This window comes from Mucilaginibacter sp. OK098, assembly GCF_900142915.1.
Classification (GTDB): domain Bacteria; phylum Bacteroidota; class Bacteroidia; order Sphingobacteriales; family Sphingobacteriaceae; genus Mucilaginibacter.
This window is the reverse complement of sequence record NZ_FRCM01000001.1, coordinates 1,103,826-1,124,978: the sequence shown is the minus strand read 5'-3', so window position 1 is coordinate 1,124,978 and position 21,153 is coordinate 1,103,826. Positions and strand designations below refer to the sequence as shown.

25 protein-coding genes are annotated in these 21,153 nt (G+C 38.7%); 8 read left to right on the top strand and 17 right to left on the bottom strand.

The annotated features are described in order from the left end of the window. Window positions 1-8 precede the first annotated feature (8 nt). The 8 genes from BUE31_RS04605 to BUE31_RS04570 all read right to left on the bottom strand — a co-directional run bounded on the left by BUE31_RS04605 (window position 9) and on the right by BUE31_RS04570 (window position 4,671). Window positions 9-581 carry a Crp/Fnr family transcriptional regulator gene (locus BUE31_RS04605; protein WP_073400685.1) on the bottom strand — a complete coding sequence of 191 codons (573 nt, stop codon included), beginning with the start codon at window positions 579-581 and terminating at the stop codon, window positions 9-11. Window positions 582-584: 3 nt separating this feature from the next. Then, entirely contained in the window at window positions 585-1,163 is a 579-nt protein-coding gene (locus BUE31_RS04600) for a Crp/Fnr family transcriptional regulator (RefSeq protein WP_073400683.1), read from the bottom strand. A gap of 148 nt (window positions 1,164-1,311) precedes the next feature. Continuing rightward, on the bottom strand, window positions 1,312-2,118 hold the full coding sequence (locus tag BUE31_RS04595) for a hypothetical protein (protein ID WP_073400681.1): 807 nt from the start codon (window positions 2,116-2,118) through the stop codon (window positions 1,312-1,314). A gap of 175 nt (window positions 2,119-2,293) precedes the next feature. Further along, complete coding sequence (locus BUE31_RS04590) at window positions 2,294-2,881, bottom strand: YdeI/OmpD-associated family protein (protein ID WP_073400679.1); 588 nt, start codon at window positions 2,879-2,881, stop codon at window positions 2,294-2,296. A gap of 27 nt (window positions 2,882-2,908) precedes the next feature. Continuing rightward, window positions 2,909-3,484 (bottom strand): DUF4256 domain-containing protein, encoded by a 576-nt coding sequence (locus BUE31_RS04585; protein WP_073400677.1) that lies wholly within the window; start codon window positions 3,482-3,484, stop codon window positions 2,909-2,911. A 2-nt stretch (window positions 3,485-3,486) separates the two neighbouring features. Continuing rightward, a complete protein-coding gene (locus BUE31_RS04580; protein WP_073400675.1) occupies window positions 3,487-3,867 on the bottom strand; it encodes a DoxX family protein in 381 nt (126 codons plus the stop codon). Window positions 3,868-3,873: 6 nt separating this feature from the next. After that, window positions 3,874-4,341 carry an SRPBCC family protein gene (locus BUE31_RS04575; protein WP_073400673.1) on the bottom strand — a complete coding sequence of 156 codons (468 nt, stop codon included), beginning with the start codon at window positions 4,339-4,341 and terminating at the stop codon, window positions 3,874-3,876. Window positions 4,342-4,347: 6 nt separating this feature from the next. Beyond that, window positions 4,348-4,671, bottom strand: a complete 324-nt coding sequence (locus BUE31_RS04570) for an ArsR/SmtB family transcription factor (RefSeq protein WP_073400671.1) — start codon at window positions 4,669-4,671, stop codon at window positions 4,348-4,350. 196 nt (window positions 4,672-4,867) lie between these two features. Here BUE31_RS04570 and BUE31_RS04565 point away from each other — a divergent pair, with 196 nt between their 5' ends. Together BUE31_RS04565 and BUE31_RS04560 are read left to right on the top strand one after the other, a co-directional pair. Continuing rightward, window positions 4,868-5,440 (top strand): peptidylprolyl isomerase, encoded by a 573-nt coding sequence (locus BUE31_RS04565; protein WP_073400669.1) that lies wholly within the window; start codon window positions 4,868-4,870, stop codon window positions 5,438-5,440. 548 nt (window positions 5,441-5,988) lie between these two features. Then, window positions 5,989-6,936 (top strand): hypothetical protein, encoded by a 948-nt coding sequence (locus BUE31_RS04560; protein ID WP_073400667.1) that lies wholly within the window; start codon window positions 5,989-5,991, stop codon window positions 6,934-6,936. 84 nt (window positions 6,937-7,020) lie between these two features. Here the strand turns inward: BUE31_RS04560 and BUE31_RS31640 are convergent, their stop codons facing one another. Continuing rightward, window positions 7,021-7,197, bottom strand: coding sequence for a DUF3864 domain-containing protein (locus BUE31_RS31640; RefSeq protein ID WP_143167019.1), 177 nt, complete (start codon window positions 7,195-7,197; stop codon window positions 7,021-7,023). On the opposite strand from BUE31_RS31640, the gene BUE31_RS04555 reads away from it, so the two are divergent. Continuing rightward, window positions 7,183-7,398: a hypothetical protein gene (locus BUE31_RS04555; protein ID WP_234997749.1), complete on the top strand. Its 216-nt coding sequence runs from the start codon at window positions 7,183-7,185 to the stop codon at window positions 7,396-7,398. The two genes, BUE31_RS31640 and BUE31_RS04555, sit on opposite strands and share 15 nt — an antisense overlap. Before the next feature lie 178 nt (window positions 7,399-7,576). On the opposite strand, the gene BUE31_RS04550 is transcribed toward BUE31_RS04555, so the two are convergent. The 4 genes from BUE31_RS04550 to BUE31_RS04535 form a co-directional block, all read right to left on the bottom strand. Next, on the bottom strand, window positions 7,577-8,995 hold the full coding sequence (locus BUE31_RS04550; RefSeq protein ID WP_073400665.1) for a DUF3863 domain-containing protein: 1,419 nt from the start codon (window positions 8,993-8,995) through the stop codon (window positions 7,577-7,579). 41 nt (window positions 8,996-9,036) lie between these two features. Continuing rightward, window positions 9,037-9,477 carry a hypothetical protein gene (locus tag BUE31_RS04545; protein WP_073400663.1) on the bottom strand — a complete coding sequence of 147 codons (441 nt, stop codon included), beginning with the start codon at window positions 9,475-9,477 and terminating at the stop codon, window positions 9,037-9,039. Window positions 9,478-9,562: 85 nt separating this feature from the next. Next, entirely contained in the window at window positions 9,563-10,129 is a 567-nt protein-coding gene (locus BUE31_RS04540; protein ID WP_073400661.1) for a Crp/Fnr family transcriptional regulator, read from the bottom strand. Between the two features lie 119 nt (window positions 10,130-10,248). Continuing rightward, a complete protein-coding gene (locus tag BUE31_RS04535; RefSeq protein WP_073400659.1) occupies window positions 10,249-11,079 on the bottom strand; it encodes a GNAT family N-acetyltransferase in 831 nt (276 codons plus the stop codon). A 549-nt stretch (window positions 11,080-11,628) separates the two neighbouring features. Between BUE31_RS04535 and BUE31_RS04530 the strand changes: the two genes are divergently transcribed. Further along, the gene (locus tag BUE31_RS04530) at window positions 11,629-12,513 is read left to right on the top strand and encodes a DMT family transporter (protein WP_073400657.1); all 885 of its coding nucleotides are present in this window, start codon (window positions 11,629-11,631) and stop codon (window positions 12,511-12,513) included. A 21-nt stretch (window positions 12,514-12,534) separates the two neighbouring features. On the opposite strand, the gene BUE31_RS04525 is transcribed toward BUE31_RS04530, so the two are convergent. Next, a complete protein-coding gene (locus tag BUE31_RS04525; RefSeq protein WP_073400655.1) occupies window positions 12,535-13,503 on the bottom strand; it encodes a GlxA family transcriptional regulator in 969 nt (322 codons plus the stop codon). A 115-nt stretch (window positions 13,504-13,618) separates the two neighbouring features. Here BUE31_RS04525 and BUE31_RS04520 point away from each other — a divergent pair, with 115 nt between their 5' ends. The 3 genes from BUE31_RS04520 to BUE31_RS04510 all read left to right on the top strand — a co-directional run bounded on the left by BUE31_RS04520 (window position 13,619) and on the right by BUE31_RS04510 (window position 17,547). Continuing rightward, window positions 13,619-14,050 carry a VOC family protein gene (locus tag BUE31_RS04520; protein ID WP_073400653.1) on the top strand — a complete coding sequence of 144 codons (432 nt, stop codon included), beginning with the start codon at window positions 13,619-13,621 and terminating at the stop codon, window positions 14,048-14,050. Window positions 14,051-14,286: 236 nt separating this feature from the next. After that, window positions 14,287-17,058 carry a gliding motility-associated C-terminal domain-containing protein gene (locus BUE31_RS04515; protein ID WP_159440634.1) on the top strand — a complete coding sequence of 924 codons (2,772 nt, stop codon included), beginning with the start codon at window positions 14,287-14,289 and terminating at the stop codon, window positions 17,056-17,058. A gap of 129 nt (window positions 17,059-17,187) precedes the next feature. Then, window positions 17,188-17,547, top strand: coding sequence for a nuclear transport factor 2 family protein (locus BUE31_RS04510; RefSeq protein WP_073400649.1), 360 nt, complete (start codon window positions 17,188-17,190; stop codon window positions 17,545-17,547). 66 nt (window positions 17,548-17,613) lie between these two features. Here BUE31_RS04510 and BUE31_RS04505 read toward each other — a convergent pair whose 3' ends face one another. Further along, window positions 17,614-18,126, bottom strand: coding sequence for an SHOCT domain-containing protein (locus BUE31_RS04505; protein ID WP_073400647.1), 513 nt, complete (start codon window positions 18,124-18,126; stop codon window positions 17,614-17,616). A gap of 152 nt (window positions 18,127-18,278) precedes the next feature. Between BUE31_RS04505 and BUE31_RS04500 the strand changes: the two genes are divergently transcribed. Next, window positions 18,279-19,448, top strand: coding sequence for an acetyltransferase domain-containing protein (locus BUE31_RS04500; protein ID WP_073400645.1), 1,170 nt, complete (start codon window positions 18,279-18,281; stop codon window positions 19,446-19,448). Between the two features lie 84 nt (window positions 19,449-19,532). On the opposite strand, the gene BUE31_RS04495 is transcribed toward BUE31_RS04500, so the two are convergent. Together BUE31_RS04495 and BUE31_RS04490 are read right to left on the bottom strand one after the other, a co-directional pair. Then, a complete protein-coding gene (locus BUE31_RS04495; RefSeq protein ID WP_073400643.1) occupies window positions 19,533-20,285 on the bottom strand; it encodes an SDR family oxidoreductase in 753 nt (250 codons plus the stop codon). Window positions 20,286-20,411: 126 nt separating this feature from the next. Further along, window positions 20,412-21,152: an SDR family oxidoreductase gene (locus BUE31_RS04490; RefSeq protein ID WP_073400641.1), complete on the bottom strand. Its 741-nt coding sequence runs from the start codon at window positions 21,150-21,152 to the stop codon at window positions 20,412-20,414. Window position 21,153: the final 1 nt, after the last annotated feature.

The window sequence follows — 21,153 nt, the reverse complement described above, 5'->3', positions numbered from 1 at the left end:
AAGCTGGTTTAAGAAATATACAGGTACTGGTAGGTCTTTAAAGTTTCCATGGAAATACCCATGTAGGAGGCAAAAATAGGGTCGGGAATTCTTTTGATCAATTCAGGATAAGTATTTCTAAAATGGTAATAGAAATCTTTTTTAGACACGGTAGCAAATGTTTTTTGTTTAAATAAGGCAGCGCCATAAGCCCGCTCATGAATTTTATTGAAATACAAGGCCAGTAGGGGAAAGGCTGACAAAAGTGTTTCGTAGTTTTTCCTGCTTATGCAGGTAATTTCTGAATCTTCCATCGCCGCAATCGAATAAACGGCGGGTTTACCATCTGGAAAAGTCTTATAGTCGGTTATCCACCAGTTTTCCAATGCAAAGTGTACGACTTGTTTTTCATTGTTGTCTTCATAAAAAAGGTACAGACAACCTTTATTAACGAAGTAAAGCGTATCACAAATTTCCTTTTCGCTCAATAGCAATTCCTCCTTTTTTACTGCTTTGATTTGGAAGAACTGGGCTATTTTCTCCTGCCCGACGTTAAAGCCGGGGATGAGTTTTTGAATGTGTTGATATAATTGTCCGGTCATGAATTATTTCCCTTTTACAAGATTTTTTCGCAATTCACTCAGGTATTCCGGTGTAAAGCCTAAAAAGGATGCCAATACTTTCTGCGGGATCCGTTGAAGGAATTCCGGGTACTTTGATTGAAATAGCTCATAAAATTCAGGCTTGGGCATTCTCGAAATCATTTGGATCCGGAGCAATGACGCTGCATAGGCCCGCTCATATACTATCCGGAAATACTTTTCCATCACCGGGAATTCTGCCAGTATCAATTCATAGTTTGTGGCAGTAATGGTCAATACCTCAGTAGCCTCCAGCGCCTGGATGGTATAGGCTGATTTCCGCCCGGATCGAAAAGCATTCAAATCCGTCATCCACCAGTTTTCTAACGCAAATTGCTGCGTTTGTTCCGCACCGTTATGATCTGTAAAGAACAAACGAAGGCACCCTTTTACTACAAAAAAATACGACAAGCAACGCTTGTCTTCTTCCTGTAAAACGTCCTTTTTCTTAAATGTCTTTGTTTCAAAAAATGATAATATAGTGTCACCAGCTATCTCAGGACTGGAAGTCAATTTTTGAATGTGCTGTATAAGCGGATGCATTTTTTGTGGAAATTGGACTAAAATATAAAAAACGGATAAGAATCCAGTGGGTAGGGGAAAAGTTAATGCTAATAGTGCGGCTATAACACCGATCATAGCTTAAATTGCTTTTTCGTATAACAGCTCCTAAAACTATCCTTTAAAAGGGTTAAAATTTAACCAGCAGCTTTTCAGAAATAAGCTTACCCTCTTTATAGTATTCGAAAAACCAACCATCGTTCTTTTTTAGGACTATCCCGTTAGCAGTAGCGTTACCGGCTATAAAATAATTCTCCGCCGAGGTTTTCAGGATGGTTAAAACGATTTTCGGGGTAGTATCAATTAATTGGTACCCGTTGGCTATTGCCTGGGCATATAATGTTCCTGCCTGCTGATTGGTTACCGCTTCAGTTGGTTTTGCCGTTGTTGCTGAAGCTGCTATTGCTGATTTTACAGGTTCAGTTGAAGCTACTGGTGCAGCCATTTGTTTTATAGGTTCAGTTGCGGCTATTGTTGTAACCACTGGCTGGGCTGGCTCATTGGTTGATCCGTTATAGGCATATGAAATCTGGTCTAAGGATGTAAAGGCGTCCTTTAAAGCCATATAGTAGGCAGTTTTATAATCTTTCTCCCGGCTTTTACCTTCTTTACTTTTAAAAACGATATTACCCTGGCAATCTTTTAATACAAGCGTTAGTCCTGTGGTAAACATTCCGCTTTTTTCCAATACGTCAGCACTTAATGCGCGGCATTTATTGTTAGCCACTTCGTTTGGTAATTCAGCATTATCAAGATAAACTGTAAAACCCTTATCCTGTAAAAGGACTTTTGTCAGGCTGTTTAGTGAGTACTGATCATTTTGCTTAAGGAAATTAAATTTTTCGGGCACCACTACATATTTGTAATTATTAATGGTGTTTTGCGAATAGCCTGAAAAATAGACAAGTAAAAAGAGCACTAATACATATCTTTTCATATAAAAGCGATTATAAAACTTAATTTAAATTATTAACCTGATTGAAAATCGATAATAGCAGTAATTGTTTTTTTATTTAATAGCACTAAAATTAGTGTTATTTATTGACAAGTTTTAGTCAGATGATTATTGATACTATCTTAAAATTTGATCAATTATTTTCTCATCGAGCATTCTAATCATCCAACCCTTTTCCATCCAAAATTTGCGGTATATATTTTTCAACCCGTGCTTCCCGGGTTTTGGATTGTTTTGCTTGAGAAAAATGAAGCAGGTATCCTTTTTGCCGTCCGGGTGTCAATGCCTCAAAAGCAGTCTTCAAAGCAGGGATCCGCTCTAATTTATATTGAAATTCTTCAACAATGGTGAATTCTTCGGTCTTTTTAAATTCCACTTTCAAGCCGGCTTTTTCCACTTCAATGGCTTCGTAAATATAGGCTTTCAGGGCGGATTGCTGCTCAACTATTTCGCTGATATCAGTAAACCGTGCCTGGCGCGCCGCCTGCACATTCTCTGTTTGCTGGATCAGGATCCCATCGGCATCATTTAATAAGGCACCTTTAAAAAACAGAAATGCACAGTATTCTTTAAATGCATGTATTAATACGATGTTGCTTTTCTGAAACGTGTAACAGGGGCAACCCCACTTCAATTCCTCGGTCAGCCCGCAGTTAAGGGCGATCATTCTCAATTGTTCCAGTTCTTCCTGCCACTTTTTGGCTTTATTAAAAAAGAAATCAACTTTAGGATTCGTTCCGTTCATCGTTATCGTATTTTATTTGTGAAAAATTTAGACTTTTAGCGAGCCACGAAAACCCCTGGCTGCATAGTATGATTCTGCTCCATTATGATAAACAAAGATAGTGTTGTAGCGGCGATCACAAAAGATGGCTCCGCCCAGTTTCCTGATATCAATAGGAGTTTTCACCCAGCTCGATGTTTTTGTATCGAAATTTCCAAGTTGCTGCAACTCCCGGTATTGTTCTTCCGATAAAAGCTCAATGCCCATAACCGCCGCCACATCAACGGCGCTATTTTCCGGTTTAAATTCTTTCCTTGACTCATGCGCTTCACGGTCGTAACAAAGGCTTCTGCGGCCTTTTGGACTTTCTGCCGAACAATCATAAAAGATGTATTCATCCGTCTGTTTATCATAAGCAACAACATCTGGTTCCCCGCCGGTACTTTCCATGTCATCAAGCGACCACAGTTTTTCAGCATTGGCTTCCAGCTTTGCCTGTACTTTAGCCCATTCAATACCTTTATGGCGGTTCATGTTCTTCTCAAAACGGGATTTCAATGCGCTGAGTAACTCTCTACTTTGTTCTTGCGATAACGCCTTTTTAGTGCTGTTGATGTTGTTCATAATTAGTCAACCGAAATAATTTTTCTATTAGCAGGCCTTAAATACCATGATAAAACAGTAAAAATGGCCAGTACAACCGGGGCAATTATTTGAATAGAAACATCATTGCTGGCAATATGTGAAATTACCGCACCACTCATAACAAAAAATATACCCGCGTATGCCCATTCCTTAAGCAATTTAAATCCAGGGATTAATATTGCAATTATGCCTAATACCTTCCAAACACCGATAAGCGAAATAAAGTAAGTAGGGTACCCGAGAGGTTTAAAACCCTGTATAACCCCCTTTACCTGCATAGCCTGTGCTAATCCGCCTGAAAAAATACAAAAAGATAATATTACGGTAATTATCCAATATCCAATAACCTTTCTCTTTTCCATTTTTAATTATTTTAAAGTGTTTAATATTTCTTGTATTCTATTATGTGCCATGTTTATGCCCTGGGCAAAGGGTAGTTTCAACACCTGGTCTCTTTTTGCAACAGATTCGTATATTACGTGCATATTGAGTTTGCAGGTGTTATCGGTAACTCGTTCAAACTCACAGATCTCGAGCTGAACGCCAAAAGGCACATTATCCATTTCAAATGTCCTGGTGATTTTCCGGTTTTGACTAAACTCATGGATTACCCCATTGGCCTTAAATACCACATTTCCTTTAGCATCACTTGTTTCAAATTCATAACTGCCATGCTTTTTACATTCCAGCTTCAGCACTTTCGTTCCCATCCATTGCTCAACAAGTTCGGGCTCTGCATACGCTTTAAAAAGTAATTCCAAAGGCAAATCAAATTCCCTGGTGATCACTAAATCCTGTTTGCCGTCTTCGGCATTAATTTTTGTTTTTAGTTCCATAGTATTCTATTTTTTTGGTTTGTAGTTTTTCATTATGGTTTCCAATATGTTAAACCTGTCATCCCACATTTTGCGGAATGGTTCAATAAAGTCAGCTACTTCTTTCATGTTTTTTGCATTTATGTTATAGAAAATTTCTCTGCCGTTTTGTTTTTGTTCAAGCAATTCGCACTCGGTGAGTATTTGCAGGTGTTTTGAAACTGTCGGCCTGGCTGTGTCAAAGTTTGAGGCTATTGCACCTGCTGTAAGGGCTTGTGAAGCAACTAACAGAAGTATAGCCCTTCTTGTCGGGTCGGCTATGGCTTGAAATACATCGCGTCTTAAATTCATTGTGTAGTTATTTGACTACAAATATATATGTAGTTATTTAACTACGCAATATTTTTTTACAATTTTTTTAAAAAGAAAGGGTAAGAGGTTGGATTTATAGATAGAATTGCCAGATCGTTGTTTCAAAAAGATTGAAATAACCGTCAACTAAGCTGTAGAAGTAGTAACTTTCTAAATATTTTGATGCAAACGCAATATGAAAAAAATAGTCATTCTTTGTTTAACGATAGTTATCCCATTAGCCACTTTTGCCCAGCCACCTGTACACTGCCTTATTAAAACCTCGCAGGGCGATATAGCTATTGAGCTTTACCCGACCAAAGCGCCAATCACGGTAGCAAACTTTATGCGTTATGTCGACAAGAAACTGTACACCGGCAGCAGCTTTTTCAGGGTGTGTACGCCCGCTAACGAAGCCACACGAAAAGTAAAGATCCAGGTGATCCAGGGTGGCAATGTACCTGACAGTTTGAGCCTGGACAGTATAAAAATTGAAACTACCAAATATACGGGCCTGCTGCACAAAAACGGCACACTCTCAATGGCGCGCAGCGGCCCAAACTCCGCAACAAGCCAGTTTTTTATCTGCATCAATAACCAGCCTGCTTTAGATTATGGCGGCGCCCGAAATCCCGATGGGCAGGGTTTTGCCGCATTTGGCAGGGTAACCAAAGGGATGGATGTTGTGAAGCTAATTCAATTGCAAAAAGATATCTCGCAATATTTGGTTAAGCCAGTGAAAATTTATGGGGTGAGTAGGGTGGAGTGATCAATTGGCGCTTTCCAATGTCGGCGATTATTCAATCTTGGCCTTTTACGTTGCCCACACTCGTGAAGCGTTCCGTTTTTGCACGCGGAACACCCGGAACGCTGTGAAACATGCTCATTATCAGGTTTTTAGATTTTATCCTGTCATTGAAATATTGTAAGTGACTGATTGCCAATTGTTTTTAAATTTATGTTTTTGCGTGTGTTGCTGTATTTTATTTATAATCAGTGTATTGTTGTTTTTAGTTAATTAAAATTGCTGGTTTTTGCTTGTTTTAACTGAACAGTAAATTAGGTTAGCGCAAATGTAAGATACTGTGTCGGTGGTTACATACCTGTATAGTTGTTCGTAGACCCAGTCTGCGGGATTTAGGAAGTGAGCGGGATGGAGTGTGTGGGGAGAAGTTGTACATGTTTTAAACTATCATAGGCGTCCATTAAAAATGAGCTCAAATTAAAACTAACCTAAATTTATTATGATATGTTCCATTAAATACTTTTGATTCCTATCTTTAATCTCTTATAAAAATAATAAGATCAATATTAAAAATGAAAAATATATTTAACCTATATCTTATTTCAGGAGTTGTCTGTTTGGTACTTGGATTGCTGATCTTATTTTTAAGGCAAGATATTGCATATATGCTGGATTTCGGTAGAAGATATGAATCCATTATGGTGATATCTGGGATTTTATTTGTATTGGTGGGCGTTTCTTTAGCACTGTATATTTATCTTCAATTTAATAAAAAGGACATTTTTATACAGTACAGCGATATCATACGAGAAAAGAATACTGAAGTAATCTCTTCAAAAATAAAAGCTATCAGCGAAGATCAAAAAAATGAAACAATAGAAAAAAATATTGAAGAATTACCGGTAAGCGATCCGTTATTTGATCTTATTAAAAAAATAAGCAATGAAGATATGTTAACCTTATTTAATGAAAAATTTGGTCAATCAATTGAAAATAGCATTAAAGTAAGTAAAATTGATCAACATCTTACGGTACTTCAACAGCGGATTAATTTTGAAATTGCCCGACTAACCAAAAGTGCAAATGTCAATTTGGTTTTTGGTACAGTGGTGACCGCTTTAGCCGTTGGTATATTGGCTTACGATGTCTTTACTACGAAACTTACGACTTTAACCTTAATAATTGTACTTGCTCACTACATTCCTAGAATTTCTATTGTTGTGTTTGTGGAGATTTTTGCGTTCTTTTTTTTGAAAATTTATAAAACTAATTTGTCTGATATCAAATATTTTCACAACGAACTAACAAATATTGAAATGAAACTAGCCAGTATCAAATCAGCATTTGTGACAAATAATGAAACAATAATTCAGTTTACTGTACAGGAGTTAGCAAAAACGGAAAGAAATTTCATATTAAAAAAGGATGAATCAACAATCGAATTAGAAAAGGAAAAAATTGATAACTTCAATAATAAAAATATAGCTGACGCTTTAAAAGAGCTGGTTAAATTAAAATAAATCAAAAGTTAAGGCGCTTTAGATATAACATTAAACTAGTATAAGAATATCAAAGCCTGTTAAATGCCAACGCTGTATTGCGTATCACCCCATCAACCCCGGATAATACCGCTCAATCAACTCCTTCGCCTTTTTATCCAATTCTTTAATCAACCTCGGCTTATCCTGCGCCCTCAATCCCTTTTGGTTAATTTCATTAATTAAACTCCAGTTTTTACCCTGTCGCCTGCAAGGATATTGGCTTTTATGTCTGTTATACATGAGCTAGATAGAAGTGGCCGGGCCCAGTTCCTGATTGCCACCCACTCGCCGATGCTTATTTGTTACCCTGGTGCTACTATTTACCAATTTGATGAAAGTGGGGTGAGCGAAACCGGCTATGAAGATACCGAGCATTTTAGTCTTACTAAATCATTCCTGGATAACCCGGCATTGTATCTTCGCCATTTGATGGACGACTAAATTAAACAACTCTCGCCCGTTCAAGCGTCCCGCTTGAATGCTAAAAACTCTGAGCGTCCCGCTCATGAATATCTTCGGAATGCCTTAAAGCCTTTTACTTGAGCGTGGACGCTCAAAACTTAACGTGTTCAAGTGGGACACTTGAACAGGCGGCGGGATAGACCGCAAATTTAGTAACTCACACCATCAACCCCGGATAATAACCCGCAATCAACTCCTTAGCTTTTTTATCCAATTCCTTAATCAACCTCGGCTTATCCTGCGCCCTCAAACCCTTTTGGTTAATCTCATTTATCAAACTCCAGTTTTTATCAGGATGCTCCGGACTTGGGTCAGCTGGTTCTTTCGCTGTTAGGTCATAACGGGTAAAATCTATTACCATTTCGGGCGTGTTTTGGTGCCAGTCGCGTAAAAGGGCCAACCGGAATTCCTTATTCATAAACCATTTGATCTCGAGGTTATTGTACGAGTCGCCAAGGCCCGAACCGCGTTCCTCGAAACGGTAATTCCATTTGTCGTTGTTTTTGTGCTGGTTTCGCCAAATGTTTCCGTATTCCCCAAAAGTTACAAAGCGGGTATCGGGCCAGCGCTTTTTAGTACCGGTTACCCACATTTCCAGCGCATTGCATACCAGTTCTTTCCCAAATTCATAAACCAGCTGCGCTTCCCAGATATTGGTTACCCAACCAAACCCATTTAATTCATAACCTTTGTCAAAATGGATGGACTGGGTGTGCATAACCTCCCTGTGCCCCAAATCAAGCCCCCATCCAATGTAGGTTTCAATCGGCCCGACACCACGGCGGCTGTTATAGCCCGTTATCTCGTGGTCGGACGCACCGCTTCTGCGTGCGCAAATAAAATCCATTGTCCATCCATCCAGGTTTACACAATCAATAAAGTCTTTGTCATTTTGTGCTGGTTTGCAAAAATGTTCTGTAGAAGGATAAAAAGGATAGGAGGGTGAGCCATCAGCTCCACCGCCATCTATGTTCGATTGGCTCCATATCACAGCATGGGCCGTATGGATCTTTTCTTTTTCTGCCAGATATTGTAGATTATTGGCTGATAAAAATCCTCCCATTATAGCCTGCGGCCTGTAACCGTTACCCACAAAATCAGTGATTGTTTCAATAGCCTCCGTCATTTCCCGGTTTATCCTTTCGCGCGGCAAATACATTGCGGGGAAGTATCCCGGAAAATAGGAAACCTCATCGCCGTATTTCCTCTGGCACTCAGCGGCATAGTTCCTGATCTCGACATAATTCTTTCGCTTATCTTCCAGGGCATTCAACGTGAACCCCCAGGTAAGCCTTCCATCGGGATTGTTTTTAGCAAAAGCCTCTCTCATCCACCTCACCCCGTCTAATGTATGCCATGCAGATTCGTCCCGTGGGTGCAGCTTAATATCCCTTGATACTTCCCATGGCGTTGTGCGGATCATGATGCAGAAGGTGACAAACCTATTGCCGTTTAAAGAAACAGGTTCCTGCTCATTTAACAGGAACGACCCCATTCCTTTAAATAAATTTGACCCATTAACTGCTAAACCCGCTCCTGATATTGCAGAGCTTTTTACGAAAGTGCGTCTATCCATATTTAATTATACTTGCCGTTAAAGATATTAAATCTTTTAGCTCATGGTCTTGCCGGATTATTCATTGTCCAGAATTCATAAATTTTATTGTCCTTAAATTTAAGGATATCGGTTCCTACAATAGTGAATGTTTCACCGGCAATGTCATTAGGCAATTCTGAACGTCCATCAAAAACTATTTGTGCTTCCCAATGTGCCGTTACAACCTGTTGCTGAACATCAACAAAAGGACCTGCAAGCGTTTTATACTTCAAGTACCTGTATTTATTTCTTATGCTGCTTACCATTTCTTTTACACCTGATCCATCAACAATATTGTTAGGGTCATACCTGGCTGCGGCAGTTAAATGCACTTTTAGTCCTTCTGCTATAATGTTTTTGGTAATAGACAAATCGCCGTTCCACATTGAAGCCCAACTTTCCCAAATATGATTGCCAATGTGTGTGATCTCATCAATGTTATTTAATTTTGTTGTTTGCATAATTGAAGTGTTTTTAAGTATAAACAAACCTACTACTAATGCTAACCCCAAAAAATAAGGTACATTAAGATTTTCAAATAGCTTGCTATTTTTGTTTCATAGCGCTATAAAATTCGGGGGTGACGCCTAGAAATGAAGCAATATATTTTTGTGCGATCTTTTGCTCCAGTCCGGGGTAAGTTTTGATAAACTGTTTGTGCCTTTCATTAGCTTTTTGCGAAAGATTAGATGTAATTCTATTTTGATAAATTACAAAGGCATTTTGAAAAAGCATCCGGAAAAAGCGCTCAAACTTTGGTATTTTTTCGTAAAGCTTTTCTAAATTGTTTTTGCTGATCTGAATTATATCTGTTTTAACTAAAGCATCAATAGTATATGCAGCCGGTTTTCCTGTAATGAAGCTATACATATCGCCAGACCACCAATCTTCAGGAGAAAACATTACAATGTGTTCTTTTCCCATATCATCAATAGTATAGGTACGAAGACAGCCTTTTGCAACAAAGGTTTGATACCTGGATACACCGCCTTCCTTTAATAAAAATTCTTTCCGCTTAATTGTTTTTAATTTCAGTAATGAGAGGAAAAAAAGCTCTTCTTCTTCAGTTAGTGAAATGTGCTTTGCTACGTTTGAAAGAATAAGCTGGTACATAGGTTAAATATGGATAAATGCCTAAACTAATACTTCGTCTTATAAAATCAAAGAGGTTCAACATTATTCCCCCTTTGGTACCAATTGAACAAGAAGTATGGTTTCACCTTGCGCAGATACTATTTATATCCAATATCCATAAACTCAGTTATCGGCTTATACCCAATTTTTTTATAGATAGAATTTGATGTTGGGTTTGCTTTATCGGTAAAAAGCCCGCAATATTTAAAGCCGTTTTGTAAAATGTATTCACTTAATTTTTGAACATGGCTGGTTGCATAGCCGTTTCCTCTATATTCTTCGGGCGTGTAAACAAGGCCGATTATCCCTGCATTTTTTGTTTTGCGGTTTATAGCCGCCATACATACTATATTGCCCTTGTCTGTCCACTTAAAAATATCTCCTAAAGCAATTTTTGCCTGCGTGGTTTTTAGAACCTGCTCTTTACTATTTCTAACTGCCGGACTTTTCTCATCTTCAAATGTTAAAGCCCACCTGGCAACTAAATCAACATCATTACTATCGGCCAGTTCAAATTCACCTGTTGCAGCCGGTAGTTTATTTACAGTTGTTAGTTGGTGAACTATCAACGTCATATCAACATATGGCTGCTTACCGTAAAAATCAGAAAACTCATTTACATAAAAATCCTTTCCGAACACGCCCTTTAAATCAATATTGTTTTCCAGGTAATAATCAGCCAATTCTTTTATATAGGTGTTATTGTTTGTTTCGCCTGCAATAATTGCTTTGGCAGCAGTTTTAATTGAAGCTGCCATTATTTTATCGCCATCAGTAGCATTAATAAATACACAGCCTTCCTGTACCTTGGTTTTATCGGTAAATCCATTGCAGAGACCTAAAATAAGGTTATTTTCCAGTTCTCTTTTCTCTAAAAAATGTTCAGTATCTTCAAGAAATAGCTGTGGCGTTTTATATTTGTTGATCATATGTTTAAGAGTTGACAATTTCAAAATCAGATCCGGACCAATTTATTAATTTCGACCCAAACTTCTCAGATAAATCAATGTCAATCTATCAAAAAATTGGGGTCTTTATGATAATATTAGGGATTGGAATGTTGTTTTTTGGCGCCTCGATGTTTACATATCAAGGTTCATCATTAAATCCTATTATTAGTAAAATAGGAATGTATTCCTTCTTTCTTTGGTCGCCAACTATAATTACGGGTGTAGTCTTGTTATTTATTCGAAAAAATAAGTCCAGGTAACTGTAAAGCTCCATCTTATAAATCTTTCATGGTCAGGGTCATGTTCTATCAGTCCTGTCAGCCATAGATGAAGCGAAGCGCAAGTCTTTGTATCCACACCGGCAAAAGCGTTTCATTTTCACAAACCGAACACTTGGAAAAAAATGAAATATACTGATTATCAGTTGTTTTTCCTTTTATCAAGGGGTAAATAAATTAAGTAGCTGATAGTCAATTCTTACGCTATCAGCCTTTTTATCAAAGTAACATTAATTATTATATTTAGCTAATGAAAAAAGCGCTGATCCTGTTACACCTTTCCGTATTTCTTGCCGGGTTTACCGGTGTTTTTGGCAAACTTATTTCACTTAATGCAGGGCTGATCAGCTGGTACAGGCTTTTTTTATCAGGGTTAATGTTATTGCTGATCCTGGCAGTTAGCGGAAAGCTGAAAAAAATAAGTTTTAAAGATGTTTTAAGGATTGCCTTTGCAGGCTCGCTTTTGGGTTTGCACTGGATCTTCTTTTATGCAAGTATCAAATATGCAAATATCTCGGTTGGGGTTGTTTGTTTCTCGTTAGGCAGCTTCTTTACCGCTTTACTTGAGCCATTGATAAACCGCAGAAAGTTCTCTGTAGGCGAACTGCTTTTAAGCGGACTTATCTTGTGCGGCATTGCCCTGATATTTGGCCTTGATGCAACTTACCGCACCGGCATTATAATGGGGGTAATTTCAGCAATACTGGTTGCCTTGTATACTATTTTTAATAAGCGCCTTACCAAATCATTTAACAGTTCAACCATCACCCTTTATACCATGTTGGGAGGATGCGCCGGTGTAACCATTGTAATGCCTTTATACCTGTATTTTTCACCTGTTGCTACATTTATACCATCCTTGCCCGATTTTGGCTACCTGCTGCTACTTTCGCTGGTATGTACGGTTTTAATGTACTCTATGATCACAACTGCCCTGCAAAAGATCTCGGCTTTTACTGTAAACTTAGCGTTTAACCTCGAACCTTTATACAGTATAATTCTTGCAATCATATTTTTCAAAGAAAACCGGGAATTATCCATAGGCTTTTATGCCGGTTTGTCCTTAATTGTGTTTTCTGTAGTATTGCAAATGTTTAGGGTTGCACTGGAGCAGAAGAGGCTAAGTGTGGTGTAAAACCATTTTATTCAATCCAAATTACTCCTTATTATACTTATTCCTATACTCGTTAGGCGTCATCCCTGTTATCTTTTTGAAAACATCCCTAAAGGTTTTTACATCGGCATAACCCACTTCATACATCACTTCATTAATTGATTTTCTGCCTATCTCCAGCTGCTTTTTAGTCGCTTCAATTTTTACACGCTGAATGTATTCAACAACAGTGTTCCTGGTTGCTTTTTTAAAGCGGCGTTCAAACGTTCTGCGGCTAATATGGACGGTATCTGCAACCTGGTCAATGGTTAATTTATCAGCATAATTTTGTTCGATAAATTCCTGGGCATTTATTATCACCTGGTCTTTATGGTTCTTTTGCCCGGTAAAAATGATAAAGGGCGATTGGTCTTTTCGGTCGAGATCTATCACAAAAAACTTTGCTGTATGAATAGCAATACTGCGGTTGGTGTATTTTTCAACCAGGTATAACAGCAGATTCCAGTATGCATTATTTCCACCGCTTGAGTACAAACCGTTTTGGTGGGTTATAACTTTTTCATCTACCAGGTTTATATCCGGGTAGTAATACCTGAACTCGTTCACATAGGCCCAATGTGTAGTGCATTGCTTGCCCTTTAGTAAACCGGTATATGCAAGCAAAAAAGCGCCTACACAAAGACTGGCTACTTCCGCACCCTTTTTATATTGTTCTGTTATCCATGGTGCAAATTCCCTATTAATATAGGAGCCACCAACGGCATCACCCGTCATTGAGGGGATGATCACCAGGTTAGTATGCTCAACCTCATCTATCAATGCATCGGTTGTTATATGAAACAGGCCATTATTGAGCTTTACTTCTTTTGAAAGCCCAACCAGCTTTACCCGGAATAACGGCTCCTTGTCTGATTTTTCCAATAGCTCATTCACTATTTTAAATACATATCCTGCATCAGCAATAGATGCCGCTACTGCATTTTTAAGTACTAAAATTGAAATGTCGATCATATGTTAAAGGTAAAATATATTTTTGTCGTAATCACCCCCTTCACATTGTCGTATTAACACGCTCTGCAACAGGATTATTGCACTTAACTTTGTTGAAATAAAAAACCACAACATTATGATCAGCATTAATCCTTACTTAAATTTCATGGGCAACACAGAAGATGCCATGAATTTCTACAAATCAATATTTGGCGGAGAATTTACTATGTTTCAGCGTTTTAATGAAAGTCCTGGTCACGACAAGATGCCCAAGAAAGAACAAACCATGGTCATGCATGCTTCACTTCCCCTGGGTCCGCACAATTCACTGATGGCAACTGATACCCTTGAGTCAATGGGGATGGAGTTAACCATTGGTAATAATTTTTACATGAGCGTTAATACCGAAAGCGAGGCGGAAACCGACAAGCTTTTTAATGGCCTGGCAGAGGGCGGTAAAATTGAAATGCCGGTGAACCAAACATTTTGGGGCGCGTACTGCGGAATGTGCCGTGATAAATTCGGCATCCAATGGATGATCAGTTACGACAAAAATCAAACTGCATAGATTTTTGGGTCTCGAAAATCTATTTTCAATTTTAATAACAAAGCCTGGTATGAAAATATCAGGCTCTTTTGTTTTTAGATATTATAAGTAGTACAATCGTACGTAACAAAATGGTTTGCGGTTTAAAATATTTAAACTACTTTTCATCCGCCAAACCCTTTTTCATGTATCTGTTGCGTTCGTTGTTGTTTTTTATACTCCTTATCTATTGTTTTGCTGCTTACAGTCAACAGGATATGGATCTTCATCTGAATGAAACTTTTCTCGCAGGGAAAAATATTCTTAAGGTAAAACGAGATTTCCATGATCCTTACCTGTGGGTGCTGGCTCAAAATAATGAAGTTTACCGCATCAATAGCATTACAAAACAGGTTGATAATTTCACCGGCATGTTTAGTACATATAATAGCTATCACTTTATTGATATTGCTGGAGTAAGCAAGGATACCGTATATGTTGCCACAAATAACAAATACGTTATTCAAAGTATAGCAGGGGCAGTAAGTTTGATTGGCGCAAACGGTGAAATTCCGGGAAATGTTAATTCAATAGGAGTAGACCAGGCAGGCGCAAATAATGGATTTATACAAAATGATCACACTTTATTAATAGCTACCAATCATGGCATTTGCCGCTACAATGTTAAAAGCCATGCCATACTGCCTATCCCCAAGGATTCGCCGAGCCAGATCTTTGAAGCCACTTACCGCACTGAGATGTTAACGGATGGTGAGTTTTGCAGGTGTTACCCAGATACGGTTGATCATGTTCCGGCAATGGAGCTGATAAATTATACAATTTACTCCGGTGAATTATGGACGGGGGGCAACAGCTTCGGCAATACTATAAAGTCAGCATTTTATAACGATGGTGATGCCTATGATCCGGCTTACGAGTTTGTGGTTTATTCAAATCAGTTTTGGGCTACGGAAAACGGCTTGTTCGAAAATTTTTGGGACTACTCGTATTCGACCAATTTTGGACATGAGCATTATTTAAAGGGTGTAAATATTAGTAAGATCACCTCTATTTATGGCCTGTATAGTTTTGGAGAAGGTGTAGTAAGAGAGAATTTGTTGATAGGTTCAGCACAGGGCTTGTATTTTTCAAACTCAAAATATCATGGCGGGCCTATAGCTAAGTATTCATTTTTTCATTATAGCGGTTTAGGAAACAAAGGGATCAATGATGTTTGTGTGAATGCCTTATCCTATACCAAACCTGTATGCGAGGACGGGATTTGGATTGCTGCAGTTGATGGACTTTATTTGTTGAAACCTGATTACGGACCTTATATTAACAGTATGCAAAAACTAAACGTTATACAGTTTGACGGACAGGACTTTAATACCAGTGAGCTGCAGTTATGTGCCAATACATCGGCCAAAGCAGTAATACAAGGTTATACGGGTAATGTAGTACAATGGTATAAAAACGGCCAGGAGATTCCTAATGAAAGTAATACAACATTAAACATAACTAAAGCCGGCGATTATAATGCTATTTTATACGACCCTTGTTCGGCTGTTCATTTTGAAACCAATCATTTAAAAGTCACTCAAATTGCCGCCCCTGTTTTTACATTTAACTATCCTGACAATTTAAACTATTGCGACGGCTCAACAGCAACATTAAAAACAGAAGATAAACCAAATTACCAGTATAGGTGGTATAAAAATGGCGAGCTTAATGGTAGTACAACAGCATCACTCGATATTACTGAAAATGGGAAATATAAGGTAGAAGTAAGCGCATGTTCCAATAATTGGGTTGCCTCAAAACAAGTGCAGGTTAATTTTATAAAAGTGCCTCAGCCGGTTATAAAACCCGATAAACAGGCTTATTGTGTTGGCGATAACGCTAAGTTATCAGCAATTGTACCAATCGATGCTTCAAATATTATTAACTGGCAACCCTATCAATATCGCTGGTATACTAATGGTGTATTAAATGGAAATACCGCTGATAATTTTACAGTTAGTGAACCCGGTAAATACAGCGTTGAAGTAACTTCCTGCTCAGGTGAGTGGGTTGCATCGAAGGATTTGCAGGTCGATTTTATATCGTTAACAAAACCAATTATTGCCGCCGATAAACCGGCCTATTGTATAGGCGACGGAGCTGTACTGTCATCCGGTTTTATTAATGACGGTACCTATACAATAAATTGGTTTCGCAATGGGGATATTATAAACGCTGATCAGAATAAAGCTACCATAACTGCTAACCAAGACGGCAATTATTCGGTAAATATTAGCAATAATTTAACAGCCTGCAGCCAGGCTTCGGATCTGTTTATGCTCAAATTTGATACACCACCTGATATCAGTATTCAACAAATAATCAACACAACCTTATGCGATGGAGAAACCGTAAAGCTAAAGGCGTCCTATTCCGGGGGGAGTATTAAATGGTCTACAGGAGAAATATCAGATCAGATAAATGTTAATCAATCAGGTCTTTATTCAGCAACGGTAACAACTCCGGGGGGCTGTATGGTTACAAAAGGGAACACTGTGCAATTTTTTCACAACCCGGAGTTGGCAATTCCCGATGCCACACTTTGCCAGTTTACAAATGAGGCAATAACGCTTACAGCTCCCGATGGCTTTGTGAAGTATGAATGGAACGGACAAGCAAGCGGTTCAACCTTTTCAACCAGCAGCTTAGGTAAGGTTACCTTAACGGTTACTGATCATAATGGCTGCAAAGCTTCGCAAACCATTAATATAAGCAGCCATTGTAAGGATATTCATATCCCTAATACCTTTACGCCCAACAGTGATGGTATAAATGATACCTGGGTTATTTCGGGGCTTGATAACGATCTTTCAGTAACCGTAAAAACATTTGACAGGTATGGCAATTTATTATTTCAAAGCATTGGATATGCGGCGCCCTGGGACGGTACTTATAAGGGAAAGAAACTTCCGGCAGGTGTGTATTATTATGTTATAAGCGCAAGAGCCAAACAGGTGTTAAGCGGTTCGGTAACAATAATTTACTAAGAATTATTAACAGTCCTGTAATTCTAATTTAAACAGGCTAAGTGATAACTTAACAGAAACTTAAAACAAATATCAAACAAAATCATGTTATTAATATTTAGCTTTAATAAACTAAAAAGCCTGTAAATTATGAAAACACAAGAAGTAGCCGAAAAACTGGTACAGTTTTGCCGTGAAGGTAAAAATATTGATGCCATAAATGAATTGTATGCTGACAATATTGTAAGCCTTGAAGCTAAAGGCTCGCCAATGGAACGTACAGAGGGTAAAGAGGCTGTAATAGGGAAAAATCAATATTGGTATAGTACGGTTCAGGAAATTCATAGTGGCGAAGTTTCTGAACCTATTATAAGCGGTAATTTCTTTACTGTATCAATGCATATGGATGTTACCTATAAAGAGGGCGGAAGAATGCCGATGCATGAAATTGCGGTTTATGAAGTAAAGGATGGGAAAGTTGTTTTTGAGCAGTTTTTCTATAATATGTAAAATAATCTGCGCAGGATTAAAACTTACGAAGTTTTGAAAACTTCGTAAGTTTGACTTATCGGAGAATCACTCTGCTAAAAGCTTTTTCTTTTGCGAATCATACTCAGCCTGGGTAATCCCGCCAGCATCCAATAGCTTTTTCAATTTTAGTAGTTCATCTGCAATACCAACATGATTAGAGGCATTTGAATTTGAACCGGCACAAGGAGTCACCTCGCATGCGGCAATAGCTTCTACAATCCAAATGTCATAGTTGTTTATTCCGCCGGTTTTTGTAGTAAATACAACCTTTTCGGTGCCTGACATTTGTGAAACCTTTTTGATTTTTTTAATGATAACGTTGCTAAGCGAGAAATCTCTACGTGCACTTAAATCGTTGCCATTACGGCGGGGAGGCATAAACGGGGGAGGTGTGATCTGGATATATTTAAACCCGCCATCAGGCATTGATCCCATTCCAACCTTTACCGTATCACCTACATGGTAAGTTTTTCCGTTATCGGCTTTAAATTCCTTTAGATTTTGGCAGAAAACAGAAAGAGGTATTAAGCTTATAATAATAAAAAGTAATTTTTTCATCTCTTAAATATTTAGGTGTTTACAAATACAAGTTTAGTGTATAATTGTTTTTCCTGGTCATAATTGTCATTTTAATTTTTTATTTAAGCATATTACTAATGTTATTAAATTTACAATGCTAAATGAATCTGTTAATCAAATAGATACAGCCAATGACAACCCTTAACACATTAGAAAATAAACCTTCAGCAATAAGGATCCAATCTGTTGACCTGCTGCGAGGCGTTGTGATGGTACTGATGGCTATTGATCATGTTCGTGTATATTCAGGCATGCCTGCGGGAGGGCCGGAGCCGGGCATTTTTTTTACGAGATGGATAACCCATTTTTGCGTGCCCGCATTTGTATTTCTTGCCGGCACGAGTGCTTTTTTATATGGGAATAAGTTAAATAATAAGCATAAGTTATCAGGATTCCTGCTTTCACGTGGCTTTCTTTTAGTCGTTTTGGAGTTAACCCTCATCCGCTTTTGCTGGACGTTTAACCTTAATTATGCCCAATTTACACTGGCTGGCGTTATCTGGATGTTGGGTTGGTGTATGGTGTTACTGGCCTTGTTTGTAAGGCTTCGCCCTTTAACTATTGGCATAATAGGGTTGTTTGTTGTTTTCTGCCAGCAAATTTTCCATTTCGTTCCTTTGATCCTGCCATTGGGTTGGCGTGCCTCATTTGGATGGTTTTGGGAGTTTATTTATCCTTCGGGAGGAGACTGGTTGCCAGGCATTAATATTCTTTATGTGCTTGTTCCATGGATAGGCGTAATGATGGCCGGTTATGGCTTTGGCATAATCCTGTTAAAACAAACAGATAAGCGCAGAAAGCTTTGCCTGCGGATCGGGCTTGCTGCTATAGCAGTTTTCTTGGTCGCCGCTATCCTGGTAATCTGCTTTGGACCTGCATACAAGGGCAATAACCCTTTTTTATTACGGATCCTTGATCAACAAAAATATCCTGCATCACAGCTTTACCTGCTTATGACGCTTGGCCCTTTGATTGCTTTGGTGCCGTTTGCTAACAAAGTTAAAGGCCGCATTGCTGATATCTTTATCACCTTTGGCAGGGTTCCGTTTTTTTACTACCTGGTACATATTCCACTCATCCATTTATTGGCTCTTGGCGTAAATTTTTTCCGCGGACACAATTTTCACCAGGACTGGTACAATACAGCTCCATATACAGAAATACCACCTGAACACCGCTGGGGTTTACCTATTCTTTACCTGGTGTTCCTTATAGCCGAAGTGATCCTGTATTTACTCTGCCGTAGTTATGCAAAGTATAAGGCTAGCCACCCGGAGCTAAAGTTGCTTAAATATATATAGCTATTATAAACAACAAAGCCCCACTGATCAGGTCAAAAGGGCTTCGTTGTTTATAGGAGTACTTACAAATTGAATTATCAACAATTAATTTGTAGCCCCACCATTCACTAATAAGTGCTGGCCATTTACGAATGATGAAAGATCGCTGGCGAAAAATTCAGCTGCATTGGCCACATCTTCTACTTCGGCCAGGCGTCCCATTGGGCAACTGTCAAGTAATTGTTTTCTTAATTCAGGATAACTACCTGCTTCCGCAAAGATCCCTGAATGATCAACCGCGAATGGAATAATGGAGTTTACAGTAATCCCTTTGTGCCCGATTTCTTTTGAAAGCACATCAACCAGGTAGCGTGGGGTAGTTTTACTGCCGCCGTACACTGCCATTCCGGTTACCGGGAATGAAGTAGTGCTTGATGCGATGTAAATGATCCTTCCGTTGTCGGTTACATTTTTTGCTGCTTGTTGCATGGTAAAATAGGTGCCCTTAGTATTGATGGAAAATACCCGATCAAATTGTTCTTCGGTAAAAGCTGTAACCGGCGTTTCTACCAGCTCGATACCTGCATTGGCTACAACAATATCTATCTTGCCAAATGCTTTTTTAGCTTCTTCAAATAGCCTTTCAATATCTGCTACTTTGCTTACATCGGCTTGTACAGATATAACCCTTACGCCCATAGCGGTAATATTGCTTACCACTTCATCTGCCGATGCTTTGTCTCTTGAATAATTGATTACGATATCTGCACCCAATGCTGCATAACGTTCTGCAATTGCTTTTCCTAAACCTCTTGCTGAGCCTGTTATTAAGGCTACTTTATTTTTTAAACTGTTCATGATGATTTTTTTTAATGATTGTGATTACACCGATTTTTTGAAGTGATTACACTGATTTTCGGTTGATGATTATTCCTGATTTTTTCTTGATTCCTGACTCTTGATTTCTTTCTTCTTGCTTCTTCCTTAAGCCATTGCACCATTAATGCCAATATTTTGTGCATTGATCCATTTGGCATCGTCGCTGGCAAGAAATACTACTATTTTGGCAATGTCTTCAGGCTCTCCAATACGGTTAAATGCTGATAGGGAAGCCAGTCGATCAATTACTTCCTGTGGTTTGCCTTTGGTAAATAGTTCAGTGTTTGTTGGGCCGGGAGACACGGAGTTTACATTTATACCTCTTGCACCAACTTCTTTAGAGAATACGCGGGTTAATTGTTCAACCGCCGATTTTGTTGCTGCATAAGTTGAATAGGTTGGCAGCATAATGCGGTTATTTGATGAAGAAAAATTGATAACACTGCCATTGTCAGCAAGCTTTGTGGCTGCTTCACGCATGGTATTGAAGGTACCCCTTACATTGATATCAAACTGGCGGGTAAAATCTTCGTCGGTTGTATCTTTCAATAATTTGGTTATCATAATACCGGCGTTGTTTACCAGTACATCTATGCGGCCGTAGTATGCAATGGCTGCATCAAACATCGCTTTAACTTCATCGGCTTTGCTCACATCGGCCTGTAAGGCTATTGCGTCGCCACCTTGTTGTTTAATGCTGTTAACGGTTTGCTCTGCGGCATCCTGGCCACCTGCATAGTTAATAATTACTTTAGCCCCGGCTTCTGCCAGTTTGTGGGCTACTGCTGCACCAATGCCTCTTGAGGCGCCAGTTACTAAGATTACTTTTTCATTTAGAGTTTTCATT